14 protein-coding genes and 1 CRISPR repeat array are annotated in these 16240 nt (G+C 68.0%); of the genes, 3 read left to right on the plus strand and 11 right to left on the minus strand.

Going from position 1 to position 16240, the window contains the following annotated elements; all coding sequences use genetic code 11:
• Window positions 1-13: 13 nt before the first annotated feature.
• From BKA25_RS21520 to BKA25_RS21555, 8 genes are read right to left on the minus strand one after another with little or no spacing between them, the layout of a single operon-like run.
• A complete protein-coding gene (locus tag BKA25_RS21520; protein WP_069847116.1) occupies window positions 14-877 on the minus strand; it encodes an alpha/beta fold hydrolase in 864 nt (287 codons plus the stop codon).
• Window positions 874-2115, minus strand: coding sequence for an NAD(P)/FAD-dependent oxidoreductase (locus BKA25_RS21525; protein WP_069853324.1), 1242 nt, complete (start codon window positions 2113-2115; stop codon window positions 874-876). The genes BKA25_RS21520 and BKA25_RS21525 overlap by 4 nt, the downstream gene beginning before the upstream one ends.
• The gene (locus BKA25_RS21530) at window positions 2112-2843 is read right to left on the minus strand and encodes a nitroreductase family protein (protein ID WP_069847115.1); all 732 of its coding nucleotides are present in this window, start codon (window positions 2841-2843) and stop codon (window positions 2112-2114) included. The genes BKA25_RS21525 and BKA25_RS21530 overlap by 4 nt, the downstream gene beginning before the upstream one ends.
• Entirely contained in the window at window positions 2840-5140 is a 2301-nt protein-coding gene (locus BKA25_RS21535; RefSeq protein WP_069847113.1) for a beta-ketoacyl-[acyl-carrier-protein] synthase family protein, read from the minus strand. Before BKA25_RS21535 ends, BKA25_RS21530 begins: the two co-directional genes overlap by 4 nt.
• 27 nt (window positions 5141-5167) lie before the next feature.
• Window positions 5168-6232 carry a glycine cleavage T C-terminal barrel domain-containing protein gene (locus BKA25_RS21540; protein ID WP_069847111.1) on the minus strand — a complete coding sequence of 355 codons (1065 nt, stop codon included), beginning with the start codon at window positions 6230-6232 and terminating at the stop codon, window positions 5168-5170.
• 3 nt (window positions 6233-6235) lie between these two features.
• On the minus strand, window positions 6236-6760 hold the full coding sequence (gene fabZ, locus BKA25_RS21545) for a 3-hydroxyacyl-ACP dehydratase FabZ (RefSeq protein WP_084642591.1): 525 nt from the start codon (window positions 6758-6760) through the stop codon (window positions 6236-6238).
• Window positions 6757-7059 carry an acyl carrier protein gene (locus tag BKA25_RS21550; RefSeq protein WP_069847109.1) on the minus strand — a complete coding sequence of 101 codons (303 nt, stop codon included), beginning with the start codon at window positions 7057-7059 and terminating at the stop codon, window positions 6757-6759. Before BKA25_RS21550 ends, fabZ begins: the two co-directional genes overlap by 4 nt.
• A 35-nt stretch (window positions 7060-7094) precedes the next feature.
• Window positions 7095-7844 (minus strand): 3-oxoacyl-ACP reductase family protein, encoded by a 750-nt coding sequence (locus BKA25_RS21555; RefSeq protein WP_069853322.1) that lies wholly within the window; start codon window positions 7842-7844, stop codon window positions 7095-7097.
• Window positions 7845-8149: 305 nt separating this feature from the next.
• On the opposite strand from BKA25_RS21555, the gene BKA25_RS21560 reads away from it, so the two are divergent.
• Complete coding sequence (locus BKA25_RS21560; protein ID WP_069853321.1) at window positions 8150-9763, plus strand: FAD-dependent monooxygenase; 1614 nt, start codon at window positions 8150-8152, stop codon at window positions 9761-9763.
• A 298-nt stretch (window positions 9764-10061) separates the two neighbouring features.
• Here the strand turns inward: BKA25_RS21560 and BKA25_RS21565 are convergent, their stop codons facing one another.
• Entirely contained in the window at window positions 10062-10937 is an 876-nt protein-coding gene (locus BKA25_RS21565) for an HD domain-containing protein (RefSeq protein WP_084642589.1), read from the minus strand.
• 209 nt (window positions 10938-11146) lie between these two features.
• On the opposite strand from BKA25_RS21565, the gene BKA25_RS21570 reads away from it, so the two are divergent.
• Together BKA25_RS21570 and BKA25_RS21575 are read left to right on the plus strand one after the other, a co-directional pair.
• Complete coding sequence (locus tag BKA25_RS21570) at window positions 11147-11593, plus strand: hypothetical protein (RefSeq protein ID WP_157420964.1); 447 nt, start codon at window positions 11147-11149, stop codon at window positions 11591-11593.
• Window positions 11594-11599: 6 nt separating this feature from the next.
• Window positions 11600-12296: a CRISPR direct-repeat array (repeat unit 38 nt; unit sequence AGTTGCGATCCTCAGCGGGCCCGGAGGCCCGCTGCCAC).
• Window positions 12297-12520: 224 nt separating this feature from the next.
• Entirely contained in the window at window positions 12521-13207 is a 687-nt protein-coding gene (locus BKA25_RS21575; protein ID WP_069847106.1) for a YdcF family protein, read from the plus strand.
• A gap of 10 nt (window positions 13208-13217) precedes the next feature.
• Here BKA25_RS21575 and BKA25_RS21580 read toward each other — a convergent pair whose 3' ends face one another.
• Entirely contained in the window at window positions 13218-14792 is a 1575-nt protein-coding gene (locus BKA25_RS21580; RefSeq protein ID WP_069847104.1) for an AfsR/SARP family transcriptional regulator, read from the minus strand.
• Window positions 14792-15985, minus strand: a complete 1194-nt coding sequence (locus BKA25_RS21585) for a macrolide family glycosyltransferase (protein ID WP_069853319.1) — start codon at window positions 15983-15985, stop codon at window positions 14792-14794. Before BKA25_RS21585 ends, BKA25_RS21580 begins: the two co-directional genes overlap by 1 nt.
• Window positions 15986-16240 lie beyond the last annotated feature (255 nt).

Genomic DNA, 16240 nt, shown 5'->3' on the forward strand with positions numbered 1-16240 from the left:
CGACCTCCCCGATTCACAACCGCCGACGACGCCGCGTGGCCCCGGCGGGCTCCTGGGTGCCGAGGAAACCGAGGATCAGTTCGTTGACCTTCTCGGGCGCGTCCAACGGAATCCAGTGGCTCGCGTCCTCGATGCGCTCGTAACGCCACGGGCCCTTGACGTGCCTGCCGGACTCGGCCATGCCCTCCTCGGTCAGAGCCTTGTCCCCGCTGGACCAGATGCCCAGCGTCGGCGCCAGCACGGGCGGGAAGTTGCCCTGCGGCTCCAATTCGGCGGCGGGCGAACGGTTGGCGCGGTACCAGTTCAGGCCCGCGGTCAACGCGCCCGGCTTGGCCAGCTCACGCAGGTAGCGGGCGTGGTCGCCCTCGCCGCCGATGATCTGCTTGAACAGCCGCCACCCGTTGCGGCGCAACAACTGCTCGCTGATGCCGGGGAACTGGTAGTAGAGCATGTACCAGGACTTCTCCCGCTGTTCCAGCGACGGAGAGATCGAGGTCGCCGGGTGGCCGACCGAGAGCACGGCGAGGTGGTCGACCCGACGCGGCATCAGGAAGGCGTACATCCAGGCCACGGCGGCACCCCAGTCGTGGCCGACGACGTGGGCCTTCTGGATGTCCAGGGCCTGGGTCAGGGCGACGAGGTCGTTGATGATGGTGCGCAGGCTGTAGGCCTCGATCTCCTGCGGCTTGCTCGACTCGCCGAACCCGCGCAGGTCGGGCGCGATGACCCGGTAGCCCGCGTCGACCAGCGCCGGAATCTGGTTCCGCCACAGGTGATGCGAGTCGGGGAACCCGTGCAGCAACAGCACCGGGTCGCCCTCGCCCTCGTCGACCAGCGCGATGTCGACGCCGTTGACGTGCAGCTTCTTGTTGATCACACCGTCTCCTTCAGCAGCCGCTCGACGAAGAACTCGCTGAATCCGAACTCCGGCACGTTCTCCGGGCCCACCATGTTCAGTAGCCCGGTGACCTGGAAGGCGTCGTTCTCGGTCATCAGCCTGCGGGCCCGCCTGCGCCGTTCCACGGCGTGCGGACCGAATTCCACCTGCAGCTTCGTCATGATCTTGGCGCCGTAGTGCAGCCGGTCCATCCGCGCGTTGCGCTCCTTGATGAACGGCTCGAACGCCTCGGGCGACCAGTCGTCGCCGCCGGTCAACACCTCGCACACCATCCGCGCGTCCCGCAGGCTCGTGGAGAGTCCGGTGCCGAGGATGGTGTCGCTGGTGCCCGCCTCGTCGCCGATGAGCACCACGCCGTCGACCACCGGCTTCTGGTCGGTGATGCTGACCACCGACGGCCACACCACCAGCGGACCGGCCTGCTTGGCCGCCTGGACCGCCTTGCCGCCGTCGGGCAGCGCGGCGAGGTCGTAGGCGGACAGGAACCGCTCGACCCGGTCGGCGCCCCGATACTTCTCCTGGTCGCCGGTCGCGAAGTTCAAATACAGCCGGGCGCGGCCGTATCCCTGGGGGAACACCATGAACATGACGTCGCCCTCGGTGCCCATCGCCTGCACGTCCACCGGCCAGTCGTCCAGGCCCTCGACGAGCATCCCGGCGCCCCAGTGGTGCACCTCGGTGGTGGTGCTGACGCCGATCTGCCTGCCGACCGCGCAGGCCCGGCCGCTGGCGCCGAGCACCATGCGGGCCTTGACCTCGTGCTCGCCCTCGGCGGTCCGGTAGCGCACCGTGGGTTCGGGGCCCGCCGTAACCTCGATCTTGGACGCGCCCATCACCACCTCGGCGCCCAGACTCACGGCCTGCTCCGTCACGGCCTCGCAGACCTTCCAGTGCGGGAAGGACTGCGGGCCGCCCACCTCGGGCAGGAACCGGGTCATGTCCACGGCCATCGCGTCGTCGGGGTGCACGACCTCGTCCCACTGCACCCATTCACGGATCTCCCAGGCGCCGCCCGCCGCGAAGGCGTCGTCGACCCCGAGAAGCTGGGTCTCGCGGATTCCCCATGGTGCGAGCCATTCGCCGCGCACCAGGTCGGTGTAGGCCTTCTGCTTCTCCAGCATCAGGACCTTCAGACCGTGCGAGGCCAGGTTGCTCGCCGAGGACGATCCGGCGATACCGCCGCCGATCACGACCACGTCGACGTCGTCGTGGGTCACTTTCCCCACCCCTCCCAGAAGGTGCGCTGCCCTGCGTCGACGCGCTGGGCCGGTCGAAAATTCGTGCCGAGCGTGTACGCGACGGGCACCATGCAGATCTGCGTCACCCCGGACGGGATACCGAGCAACTCCGCCGCCTGCCGAGCGAACGGCAGGTGCATGCAGGTGATCGTGCTGCCGAGTCCCCTGCTGCGTAGGGCGAGTTGCAGAGACCAGATCGCCGGGAAGATCGAGCCGTAGAAGGTGCTGGCCCGCAGTTGCCCCATCCGGACCTGGTGGGCCGGGTCGTCGGCGGGCTTGTGCGCGTTGAGGCGTTCCCACTCGGAGTCGATGGTGGCCGAGTCCGGTGGTTTGCCCACCACACAGGGCAGGATCAGCGCGGGCACCTTCGCGATGGCCTCCGGGAGCGCCGCCGCGGATTCCTCGTTCTTGCGGGCCTGCGGCGAATTGCGTCGCCTGCCGGACTTGGTGGAGATCTCCGCCTTGTGGAACTTCCAGGCCCGTCGGAACAATCCGGCGAGCGACTCCTTCATCTCCGGATCGGTGATCACCAGCCAACGCCAGTTCTGCGCGTTGTCGGCGGTCGGCGCCTGCACGGCCAGCCGGAGCGATTCCTCGATCAACTCCCGGGGCACCGGGGTCTCCAGGTCGAGCCTGCGCCGGACCGACCGGGTGGTGCTCAGCAGTCGGTCGGTCTCGGCGAGGTCGAACGGAGCAGCCGAACTCACGGCTTCCCCAGCAGGATGGTGCCCCGAACCGATCCCGGTGCGGCGGTGAGCGCCAGGGCCGAGGTCACCGTGCCGACCATCTCGGGCTTGGTGACATAACGGTCCACGGCACCGAACCGGGGGCTGGTCAGTTCGGTCAGTGCGGGTGCGACTCCGTCGCGGACGGCCATGGCGGCCACCGCGAGGTTCATCGCGCCGGAGGCCGACTGGCAGTCGCCGGTGTGACCGATCGGGCTGGTGAGCAGCCCGCCGGGCACCGCGTCGAACAGCACGGCGGCCTCGTCGGCGTCGGCGCTGCCACCGACACCGGCCCCGACGACCAGGCCGACCTCGCCGGTGGCCAGTCCGTCGAGACTGCGCTTGATCATCTCGGTGTCGCTCTCGGCGCCATCGCCTGCGGCGTGCCGGGTTTCGAGGATCTCCGCGTAGGCCGTGCCGCCGCGAGCCTGACAGTGTTCGGCGGACTCCACCACGAAGGCCACCGCGCCGGAACCGGGAATCGGCGCCGCGTGGTCCTGGCCGTATGGGGTGGTGCCGGGGGCGTCGGGCGCGGGCCGGTCGGTCTCGTCGGCGGCCACCACCAGCACGACCTCGGCCTTACCGGCGCGGATCGTCTCGACCGCGCAGTCCAGGGCGATCGACGCCGAGGCGCCGCCGTTACAGATCGTGGTGGTCGGCCCGCGCAGGCCCAGGGTCTGGCAGACCGCGCCGCCGGTGGCGTTGAGCACCACGTTGGAGAAGCTCAACACCGAGGGCTTGTTCGGGTTCGCCGCGACGCTCTCGTCGAAACCGCCGGTGCTCTCCACCGAGCCCTGGGCGGTCGCGAACATCACGCCGATGTCCTCCATGGCCGCCCTCGGCAACTTCAGCGCCGCGTCCTCCCAGGCCAGCCGGGAGGCGGCGATGGCAAGCCGCGACAGGTCGTTCATGTGCCGCCACAGCGAACGCGGGGCGAAGGTGCGGCCGGTCAGCGAGGGAACCTCGCCGGGGGCCTGCCGCCCGTTGGCGATGGCCTCGGCGAGATCCGCGACGCCGATGCCCAGCCCGCTGACCGGGCCGATACCGCTGATGACGACCGACTTCTTCGGCAGCTCCTCGTACTCCCGCTCGCCACGCGGGGTGGTGAGCACGAGCGAGACGTTGTTGCCGCCGAAGGCGTAGTTGTTGGACACCACCGTGTCGATCGGGAAGGACCGCGCGGCGTTGGGCACGAAGTCCAGCGGAATCGGACCCGATTCCGCGTTGTCGGCGGGCGCGGCCTGCTCGGCGGGCTCGTCGAAGCCGATGGTGGGCGGCGCCGTGCTGTTCTGCAACGCCAGCACGCTGGCCACCGCCTCCACGGCACCCGCCGCGCCGAGCGTATGCCCCAGGAAGGATTTGATGCTGCTGGTCGGGACCGCACCGGCGCGCTCGCCGAAGACGGTCCGCATGACCTTGATCTCCATCGAGTCATTGGCGGGCGTACCGGTGCCGTGACCCGACACGTAGCTGACGTCGTCGGCGGTCATGCCCGCATCGGCGAAGGCCCGCCGCATCGCGCTGACCCCGCCGCGACCGGTGGGGTCCGGCGCGGTCGCGTGGTAGGCGTCGGCCGAGAGCCCGTAGCCCGCGACCTCCGCCAACGGCGTGCCGCCCCGGGCCAACACCCGATCCAGCGGCTCCACCACCAGGAACGCGGCGCCCTCACCGAGGTTCAGGCCGTCCGAGGTGCTGTAGGGCCTGCACGGGTTGTTGCTCAGCGCCTGCAAGCCCGCGAATCCGGCGTAGGTGCCGAACAACAGCGGGTCGACGCCGCCCGCGAGCACGACGTCGGCCTCGCCGGTGAGGATCTTGTCCCTGGCCAGCCCGACCGCGTTGCCGCCCGCCGCGCAGGCGGTCGACACGAGGATGCGGGGGCCCAGCGCGCCGAGCTTGCCCGCGACGACGTCGCCGGTGCGGTGCATCGGCTGGTATCGGCCCTCGGCGTCAGGCGTGGCCTGACACTTGCCGAGGACGATGCCGAAGCGGTCCGACGCGACGTCGGTTTCCAGGCCTGCGCCCTGGACGGCCTGCCGCGCGGCGACCAGGGCCAGTTGAGCGGTCCGATCGAGGTCGGCATCGCCCTCCGGGAGTTGATCGGTGATCCACTCGGTGGGGACCTGCCCGGCGAACCGGGCGTCGAAAGCGGCGTAGGCCCCATCGGAGATCGGCGTGATGCCGCTCTCCCCGGAGGTCAGCCGCGCCCAGAATTCGACCGGATCACGGCCGATGGCACAAATGACACCGAGTCCGGTGATGACGACTGGTCGCAGCGCCATGCTCGTTCCTCCTAGACGATCAAGCGATCAGACGATCGGGATGCTCCAGCTCTTGGGCGAGACATACGGGCTGGTCAGCGTCTCGATGTCCGCGTCGCCAGCCGTGAGGTTCAGCCCGGCGGCCGCGAGGTCGGAGTCGACCCTGGCCAGCCCCAGCGCGGCACCGAGGCCGACGCTGTACACGGCGTGCACGACCTCGCCGATGTCCTGTCCGCCCGCCGACACGCGGGTGCCCTTGGCCGGAACGGCCTCGCCGCCACGGAAACCGATGGTGCGGGGGCCGCTCTGCTCGGCGAAGGCCGCGAGTACCGCGTCCCGTCCGACGAAGGACTCCTTGGTGATGTCCACCAGCCAGCCCGCGCCGACCTCCAGGACACCGGTGCCCTCGGGCGCCTCGTGGCGGACCACCGGCTGGCGGACCTCCAGCATCGCCAGCTCCAGCACCTCCTGACCGGCGGGCACGGCGTGCTCGCAGGCCTGGGTCCACAGCTTCTTGGCGACCTCGTGCGCGGCGATCACCTTGTAGCCGTACTCGCCGCTGGAACCGGTGCGGCCGAACAGGATGTCGGAGCCGTCCCACTGGGTGTCGACGACGCTGTCCAGCGGCAGGGCGGCGAGTTCGCTGTCGATCAGCCTGCCGATGACGCCCCAGGAGTACGGGCCCTCGACGGCGATGACGGTCAGCTCGTCGGAGCGGTCGACGATCTCGACCTCATCGGAGTTCTGCGAGGCCAGGTACTCCAGCAGCCGGGTGCCCGCGCCGCAGGAGCTCTCCAGGATGGCGCCGTCCTCGCGGCCCCACACCACGACCGAGTCGACGATCGCACCGGCGTCGTCGAGGATCAGGCTGGTGGTGGAGCGCTCCGAGGTCAGGTACTCGACGTCGCGGGCCAGCACGCGCTGCAGGAAGTCGCCCGAGGCGGAGCCACGCACCTGGATGAGCCGCGAACCACCGAGGTCCAGCACGGCGGCGCGGCCACGGATCGCCTCGTACTCGGCCTCGGTGGTGGAGTAGCGCAGCGGGACGGAGGCCTCCAGCACCTGGCCGTAGACGGTTCCCTCAGGATGAACCGGGGTGAGTGCGGATTCCATTCGTCACACCTTTCTCAACGTGTTGTTCGCACCGGGATCGGTGATCGTGATGACGCCCTCGGCGGCGACCTGGTCGTCCGTCCGGGCCACGACGCGGTATTCGCCGACGCCGCGTGCGCCTGCGGTCCGCACGGCGGAGAGCACGATCCGGTCGCCCGGCACGATCCGCTTCTTGAAGCGCATCGACCGGACTCCGGTGAGGTAACTGATCTTCCCGGCGCCTGCCAGCGAGAAGACCACGCCTGCGAGCTGGGCCATCGCCTCGATGACGACGATGCCGGGCAGGATGGCCTCGTCCGGAAAATGTCCCTGGAACCAGAACTCGGTTCCCGCGACGTTCTTGATCGCCACGCCCTCGACGCCGGGCTCGACCTTCTCGATCCGATCCAGCAGCAGCATCGGCCAGCGATGCGGGATCAGTTCCTTGATGTCGTCGTTGCTGAGATTGGTCAGCGTCTTGGGCTTCTCGGGCGCCGCTTCGGTGCTCGCTTCCGGGGTCACGCCCGGAGTCGCGTCGGTACTGGTCATGCCACGGCTGCCGGTGCCGTCCGCAGCGCTGGGTTCACGGAGTCGGCGAGCCGCGAGACCGAGCCGAACACCGACATGTCGCTGTCGTAGAGGGCCACGCCGAACTCGGCCTCGATGGCGACGTAGAGCTCCAGCACGTCCAGGCTGTCCAGTTCGAGGCCCCGACCGAACAGCGGCTGGTCGTCGCTGATCCACTCGGGCTCGATCGGCAGGTCCAGCCGCGACACGATCATCTTCTTGATCTGGGCACAGGTCTGCTTCCGCACGTCTGCACGCGCCCGCAACTCGTCGATGGTCATCTTCTCTCCTTGCCGGTCGTTTCGGATGACGCTTCTCAGCCGAGCCCGCCGCCGTTGGCGACGAGCACCGCCCCGGTGACGTAAGAGGCGTTCTCGGAGGCCAGGAAGCTGACGAGTCGAGCGATCTCGTCCGGACGTCCCATCCGGCCGAGTCGGATTCGGGATTCGTACTGCTTCCGGATGGGTCCGGAGAGCGCACGGGTCATATCGGTGGCGACGAAACCGGGCGCGACCACATTGGCCCGCACACCGTGCGGGGCGGCCTCGTAGGCCAGGGCCTTGGTGAAGGAGATGATCGCCCCCTTCGACGCCACATAGTTCGTCTGTCCGGGGAACCCGCCGTCCAGGCCGCTGGAGGAGGACAGCGTCACGATCGCGCCGCTGCGCTGGTGCTGCATGATCCGCAGCCCCTCGCGGCACACCAGGAAGGTGCCGGTGACGTTGACGTCCATCGGTTCGCGGAACTGCGCGAGGCTCATCGCGACCAGGTGCCGGTCGCGGGTGATCCCGGCGCTGGTCACCAAGACGTCCAGCCTGCCGTACTCCGAGCGGACGGTCTGGAACATCTCCCGGACCGCGGCCTCGTCGGTCACGTCGGCGCAGATCGCGGTGGCCTTGCCGCCCGCCTCCTCGATCTCGGCGACGGCTTCCTTCGCGTCGCTCTCGGACCGGGCGTAGTTCACCAGGACGTGGGCGCCCTCTCTTGCCAGGTCGAGTGCGGCGGCGCGGCCGATCCCGCGGGAACCACCGGTCACCAGGGCTACCGAGCCTTCGGGGAAAAGCATCCTCGTCTCCAGCCGTCGGCGGTTGCTCACACACACGCGGCAGGCGGGTCAGCGTCGAGCCACGCCTACTCGTTCGTCGATGTGAGGCACCGCACCGGATTCGCCCCGAATGCGCCTGGCGGGTGTCGGTCCGGTTGTCTCACCGGGATATGACACCGTCTACCAGCGCATTCGCGGGCACGTCGTTCTCAAGCGTCATGTCCGCCTCGCTTGAATCCGAACCGTAGTGCGGCCCGCTATCACGGCTTTCTCGTTTCGATACTCGGTGATTGACCAGCCCCGACAACGGGGAGATCCTCTGTGCCATGACAGCGAACGAGGTCGAGGTCCTGATCATCGGCGGTGGGCCGGTCGGCCTTGCCACCTCGATCGAACTCTCCCGGCACGGGGTCTCCTCGTTGCTCGTCGAGAAACATCCGAGCACCTCGATCTTCCCCAAGGCGAGGCTCGTGACCACCAGGACGATGGAGATCATCCGATCCTGGGGCGTGCAGGCCGCCGTGGAGGAAGCCGGGTTACCCCGAGGGGACAGCCTCGCGCTGGGCATCGGCCCGACCTTGACCTCGCCCGATTTCCGCCGCGAGGTCGCGCGGATCCACGAGGATGCGCCGCAGAGCCCCACCTACAACTACATCTGCGCGCAGGACAACTTCGAGGTCATCCTCCGTGACCTCGCCGAATCGCTGCCCGCAGGCGCGGTCCGCTTCGGCACCCGGATGTCGGAGTTGACCGTCGACGAGGACGGCGTCACCGCCACGATCTCCTCCGAAGAAGGCGAAAAGCAGGTCCGCGCCCGCTATGTGGTGGCCGCCGACGGCAGCCGCAGCGGGGTCCGCGAATCCCTCGGTGTGGCCGTGGAGGGTCCGCCGCCGTTGAGCTACATGGTGAGCGTCCTGTTCGACGCCGACCTCGGAACGCTGTTGCAAGATCGTCTCGGCGCGTTGTACTTCGTCTACGGCGAGGTCTATTGCGCGGTGGAGTCGGTGGACAACAAGCGGCGGTGGACGTTGCAGACCGGCTACGAACCCGACGAGGGCGAGAGCGCCGACGACTTCACCCACGAGCGCTGCATCGAACTGGTGCGGGCGGCGGTGGGCGTCGCCGATCTGGACGTGCGGATCGTCGGCAGGATGCCGTGGATCCAACAGGCCGTGGTCGCCGAGGACTTCCGCAAGGGGCGGGTGTTCCTGGTCGGCGACGCCGCGCACGTCGCCACCCCGCAGGGCGGGTTCGGGATGAACTGCGGCATCCACGACGCGCACAACCTGGCGTGGAAACTCGCCGCCGTCCTCCGGGGAACGGCAGCCGACGCCCTGCTGGACACCTACACCACCGAACGCCGCCCGATCGCCGATTGGACCGTGCAGGAGAGCCTGCGCAACGCGCTGATCACCATCGACATGATGGAGGATCGCCTGACCATGCAGGAGGCGGGCGATGTCCAGGCGCACCGAAGACGCGCGGAAGGGTTGGTGCTGGGCTTCCACTACGACTCCCCCGCGATCACCGCCGACGGAACGCAGGCGCCCGCGCCGGAAGACCCCTACGAGATCTACCTGCCCACCGCACGCCCCGGCCACCGCGCGCCGCACGTGTGGTTGTCGCAGCAGGGAACCCAGGTCTCGACGCTGGATCTCCTCGGCACGACACTCACCCTGATGACCCCGGCAGGCAACGGTTGGGACACTGCCGCCGTTCAGGCCGCCGACCGCCTCGGCGTCACCCTGAACATCGTGCAGATCTCCCCGGACAACCCCGAATTCCCGACCTCCCCCACCTGGGCCACCGAGTACGGCCTGACCGAATCCGGCGCGGTCCTCATCCGCCCGGACGGCCACGTCGCCTGGCGCTGCGCCGCCGGAATCCCGTCGGCCGACGAACTCGTCAAGGTCGTTGACACGGTGCTTTGTCGGGGGTGAGGTGAGTTGCGGGTAGCGGGCCTTAATGCCCGCTGCCACCCGAGGATGTTGCCGGAGTTGCGGGCGTAGCGGGCGCCGTTGCGATCCTCAACGGACCCGGAGGCCCGCTGCCACCCTGGTTTTCCAGGGGTATTGCGTTCTTGCTCGGCGCGAGGTTATCAGCCAGTTACCGACACGCCCGGAATCCACTTGAGACTGACACGGCGTTTCGCACGACGCTTGCCTTCCCTAGGTTAAAGGAGATCGGCGTACGTTCGCGTTGTTCCGTTCAGACTCGGCGATTTCGTATCCCACAGGATCACGGCTTGAGCCCTTGACGAGCGCGAGTGGTCGCGCGCAGTTCCTGGTAACTAGAGGCGAAATTGCGCCACCAGTCGCGCGGATCGGATGTGATGATCGCCTGCGCAAGCTGCTTGGCCGAGTCCGTCCGTAGGGCTTGGATCGAGCTGTCTTGCCAAGGCTCGGTGGCGTAGCCCTGTGTCGCGTACTCCCGCGCCTGCAACAAGGTCTCGATCTTGTCGGCGTCATGCGCGACCTTGGATTCCAAGGTCTCGGTGTCCTCATATTCGGCGGTCATGGCTTGATACACCGACGCGATCTCGTCCGGCAACGCCGCCGTCTGATGCGCCGACACAGCCTGCGGGACGGCAGTAGTGACATACGCTCGCCCAACCGAGGGCACATCGCCGATCCGAGTTTCGTGCACGTCGTGCATGAGACACAGGGCTGCGGTCCGGCCCGGGTCAGCGCCTTCCATCACGGCCAACGCCATCCCGATGATGCCGACCCGATAGGAGTGCTCGGCCACACTCTCCGCCTGTCGGACGCCCAACAGCGCCCAGCCGGAACGCGGCAGGTTCTTGAGATGGCCCGCCTCGTGAAGATAAGCAGCGAGACCGACCAGCGGGTGTGTTTCACCTGGTGCAACCGGCAGGCTCGCCTGCCCAGTCACATACACGCCGCCGCCTGGTTTGCTTGTCAGAAACCCCTCATCACGCAGGATGCGGGTCGCCGAACTGACGGTCGCCCGGGTAACGCCATAAAAGTGTGCCAGCTCGTCTCCGGTCGGCAATTGCGCCTCCGGCTCAAGCTCGCCGGAGAGGATCGCCGCGCGGATGCTGGCCGCGATCTTGATGTAGGGACTGCGGGGATCACCCGGGTCGAGTGGCTGCATGACCAAGAGCCTACCGGCTTAGACACATTTCGGTTCTGCTTAGCCTGAAACTTGACTTGACTTGGCATTCAGCCTTACGTTCCGCATAGTCCAGACATGACCTTGCTTAGACAGGTCGCCCGTCGAGATCGTCGCCGCCTACCCAAGCCACTGGAGCACAACCGGTGAATAGTCGAGCCTTGTCCCTTCGCACTTCACAACCAGCGCCAATGAAGCCGACCGTAAGCATGGAGCAAGCATCCGGCCGGTGGCCCACCATCAGGCGCTACCTTCTCGCCAAGCCTCGAATCGCAAAGATCACCAATCCCTTCTTGGACTGGCATTGCGCCAACGCTTCCACAACCTTGCCGAATGAACAGATTGCCGACGCGCTAACCGAATGGGCCGACTACTTCGAGTGGGATCTTCAACAGCGAACCGACGAGCTAGTTGCGGACCCGGCACGCCAACACTTCCTGGAAAACTGGACCGACAGCATGGCTTACTGCTGTCGACGTTGGGCAGCATGGGCACGCGGCGAGGATCCCGGTAAGCCGATTCCGCTTCACGAGCGGCGTCCGGACCTCGCAAGGCGCGGGAACGCGATCACGGACGAGATCATCGCTGGCTTGGCAGTGCGTTCCCACACCGACGACTGGCAAGGCACAACACCGTAATCCTTCGGTTGCGATCCTCGACGGGCCCGGAGGCCCGCTGCCACGAGCATCGCGACTCCGGCGAACGCGGTCGCGACGAGGTTGCGATCCTCAGCGGGCCCGGAGGCCCACTGCCACCTTCCGTCCGCCGAGGTGATCGACCAGACAGGGTCGTTGCGATCCTCAGCGGGCCCGGAGGCCCGCTGCCACACGCCCTAGAGGCGCCGCACGACACCCCGGTAGCGGTTGCGATCCTCAGCGGGCCCGGAGGCCCGCTGCCACACCCACCACCCGACCCGCCGATCACCAACGAGAGGGAGTTGCGATCCTCAGCGGGCCCGGAGGCCCGCTGCCACGCTCATGACCCAACCGGGCGTGACCTCGGTCGAGGAAGTTGCGATCCTCAGCGGGCCCGGAGGCCCGCTGCCACTGGCGCGGGTGCGGGTGCAGGTGCGGACGCGCGAACAGTTGCGATCCTCAGCGGGCCCGGAGGCCCGCTGCCACGCTCATGACCCAACCGGGCGTGACCTCGGTCGAGGAAGTTGCGATCCTCAGCGGGCCCGGAGGCCCGCTGCCACTGGCGCGGGTGCGGGTGCAGGTGCGGACGCGCGAACAGTTGCGATCCTCAGCGGGCCCGGAGGCCCGCTGCCACCGTGCCGCCAACGGCGTAGCCAAGACCTCGTCGGTGTTGCGATCCTCAGCGGGCCCGGAGGCCCGCTGCCACCCTGTTTTTCCAGGGGTATTGCGTTCTTGCTCGCCGTGAGGTTATCAGTCGGTGATCAACACGCCCGGAATACACTTCGGACTGAGACGGCGTGTCTTACGACGCTTGCCCTCCTAAGCTGAAGGCCATGGCCCAGCCGGGTGCCAACGATGATGCGGCCGAACGGTACCGCCAAGCGTGCAGACCGTCGCATGGCCGATCAGGTATCTCCATAGAGGAGCTCAATGTCGTCGCGTGATCGCGAGCCCGCAGGTGCCATCGAGGAGATTACCGCCCAGCAGTGGCGTGCGGCGGAGCTGATCTGGGATTACCACCAACTAGGCCATGAACTTCGAACCTGCGATGCGGCCATCGCGTTGGGCAGCCACGATTTGGGCGTCGCCACGGTCACCGTGGAGCTGTATGCGGCCGGGTGGTTCCCGCTCGTCGTGTTCAGCGGCGGCAACAGTCGCACCACCCGGCAGCGCTTTCCGCGCGGCGAAGCGGTCCACTATCGCGAGCACGCGATCGAGCTGGGGATGCCCGCAACGGCCATCCTCATCGAACAGCAGGCGGCGAACACGGGCGAGAACATCACGCTGTCGCGGGCCTTGCTCGCCGCGCAGGACATCCGGCCGCGCCGGGTACTGCTGATCTGCAAGCCCTACGCGCAGCGTCGCGCCTTCGCCACCTGCGCACGGGTCTGGCCTGCGGTCGACATCGTCTGCGTGTCAGAACCGCTGGGGTTCGCCGACTATGTGCTGTCCATCGGCGACGCCAAACTCGTCGTCGACATGCTCGTCGGCGACCTGCAGCGGGTCATCGACTACCCGGAACTAGGCTTCATGGTCCCGCAGGACGTCCCTGCGGCCGTCCGCACCGCATATGACCAGCTCGTTGCCGCAGGGTTCGACAGCAGGCTGGTGTCCTAGGACAAGGCCACTAGGCGAAGCTCGGCCGCGCCCGCCTACCAGCGAGGTCCAATTGCAGGTCCTCCAGTTCCTCGCAGTGCAGGGGCAGCGACGGGGCCAGGTCTGCCAGGGATCTCGGCGGACGCGAGGACAGTCGGGCCGCCGCCATGCGCAGGGCCATCGGGAAACCTCGGGAGCTCAACGCCAGCCGACCGGCCGCGTCGGGTTCGGCCGCGACCATGGGCAGGCCGACCAGAGCCACCAGTAGTTCCTGGGATTCCTCCGGGCGCAGCGGGCCGACGAAACTGCGTACCGCGCCCTGGCGGGCCACCAGTTCGTCCAGCGGATCGCAGCTGGTGATGATCACGCGACAGTGGATTCCGCCCGGCAGCAGCGGCAAGACCTGTTCGGCGTCGCTGGCACCGTCCAACACCACCAACAGCCTGCGATGGGCGGTCATCGAGCGGAACAGGGCCGTCTTCTCGACGAGGTCGGCCGGGATGGCCCGATCCGGCAAGCCGAGCGCGCGGAGGAAGCGGTCCAACACCACATCCGGACGCACCCGCGTTCCCGACCTACCGTCGCCGAGATCGGCGAAGAGCTGGCCATCGGGGAAGAGATCCTGCCTGCGATGGGCCCAACGCAGCGCCAACGCCGTCTTGCCGACCCCCGCCGGACCGGCCAGGATCACCGGTGGCGCCGTCGCCCCCTGGTTTTCCAGGGCCGCATCGAGTTCCCGCTCCTCTTGGGCCCGCCCCGCGAAGGGCAGCGCCAACGGCGGCAACTGGGAGGGAATGACGAACTGCTGTTCCGGCTGCTGCGCGGGCATCACCGGCGTCGGCGTCAGATCGGCGGCGTCCCGCAGGATGCGTTCGTGGAGTTGGCGCAGTTCCGGGCCGGGTTCCAGGCCGATCTGGTCGATCAGCTGTCGCCGCGCGTCGTGATAGGTGCGCAGGGCCTCGGCCCGTCGACCCGCCCGATATTGGGCGAGCATCAGCTGCACGCGGGCACGTTCTCGCAACGGATGCTCCGCGACCACGGGAGTCAGTTCGGCGATCACCTTCTGATGCGCGCCCAACTCCAGTTCCATCTCGACACAGGCCTCGACCGCGTCCAGATGGGCCTCCTCCACGCCCGCCGCCTCGCAGCGCATTCCGTGCACACCCTCGAAGGCGACGCCCCGGCGCTGGGTCAGGGCCTCGCGCAGGACGGTGACCGCCTGCTGTCGGTTGCCGAGGGCCGCTTCCCGGCGGGAATCGGCGACCAGGCTGCGGAATCGAGACCAGTCGATGGTGTCGGGATCGGCGTTCAGCGTGTAGCCGGGGTTCGAGGTGCTGATCACCTCGTCCGCGCCGGACTGGCCTGCCGCCTGGCCCAGGGCACGCCGCAGCCGGGACACGCAGGTGGCGATCTGGGCGCGGGCGCTCTTGGGCGGGGCACCCGCCCAGACGGCGTCGATGAGCCTGCCCACGCTGACGATCCGGTTGGCCTCCAACACCAGCATGGAGAGCACGGCCCGTTCGCGCGCACCATCGAATTTGAGCGCCACCCCGTCGCGCAGGACGGTGAGCGGGCCCATGATGCGGAACTCGATCCCGACCGTCATCAGACCGTCCGTGCCAGGTACTTCTCGATCTCGTCGGCCGCGCGGGTTGCGCCGCCCGCCGCCTTGATCTGCTCGCGCATCTCCTCGGTGCTGCGCTTGATCGTCTCGTCGGCGGCGACGGCGAGCACGGCGTCGATCAGGCGTTGTGCGGTGACCTCTTCCGGCTTCATGGTGCGGCCGAGGTTCAGCTCGGCCAGCCGATCAGCGGTGACGCCGTCGATCGAGGAGGTGGGGACGACCACCATCGGCGTGCCCGTGTGCAGGGCCTCCATCACCGTGCCCATGCCGCCGTGGGTGACCGCGATCTGTGCGTGTTCGAGCACCGCCACATGCGGGACGAAGCGGTGCACCTCGACGTTGGGGGGCAGTGGCCCGAGGTCGGCGGGATCCATGCCGCCCGCCACGGTGATCACCGCGTGCCAGGGCATCCCGGTGAAGGCGCGCACACACTCGTGGAAGAAGTCGGAGTGCTCGTTGAAGACCGCGCCGAAGGAGATCAGCACGATCGGCAGGCCGTTGTCCGGCGGGCTCCACTCGCCGAAGAAGGCGCGGCGGCCCAGGCAGGGGCCGACGAAGGCGAAGCGCTCGTCGAAGGTGTCGCCCTCGATCTGGAAGGACTGCGGGATGTTGACCACGCTGAAGTCGGGTACCTCCCACCACAGTTCCTGCGGCGAGCCCTCGATGCCGTGCACGGCCATGAGTTCGCCGATCCTGGCCAGCTGCTCGCCTACCCAGTCGGGCATCGACTTCTCGGCGCCGTCGGAGTTGTAGATCGAGTTGATGTAGGAGTAGTTGCCGTTGGAGGCGAACATCGGGATGAGCTGCACGGCGGGGATGTCCCATTTCCGGGACAGGATGCGGCCCGCGTAGAGCATCGAGATGTCGTAGGAGACCGCGTCCGGCCGGTCGTCGCCGAGCTGTTCCTCCGCCTTGGCCAGCATCGACGCGCTCTCGCTCAGCAACAGTGTCATCAGATACAGCGGGTCGTAGGCGACGTCGGTGAAGTTGGCCTGCCGATATCGGGAGTCGTAGACCAGCGGGGTCGCCCCGGCCTCGGTCACGAGGTCCACCATCGTCTCGCCGGTCAGATAGGTGACCCGGTGGCCTCTATCCACCAGTGCGGTCACCACCGCGAGATTCGGAAGCACGTGGCCGTGATCCGGGTGGCTCATGAACAGGAAGTGCTGCCCCATCTGGTTCACTCCGTTCTCGGGTGCGTCCTGCTCCGACGCGCAGCACGGTCGCCAATCCCGTCCGCGGTGTCGGGTCGAACATCGGCGGATCGGGCGATAGGGTGCCGCGCCAAAGCGCTGTACACCGAAGGAAAAGCCACGCCGAAGTCGACGAGCGTCACGCTAAATGACGTCCTCCGACCGTGGAAACCCCTAGATCGTTTCGGCGAACGCCGGGAAAACAATGCCGCAATGGATCTCGAACATCGATGGCCT

It is taken from the genome of Actinoalloteichus hymeniacidonis (genome assembly GCF_014203365.1).
GTDB classification, from domain to species: Bacteria; Actinomycetota; Actinomycetes; order Mycobacteriales; family Pseudonocardiaceae; genus Actinoalloteichus_A; species Actinoalloteichus_A hymeniacidonis.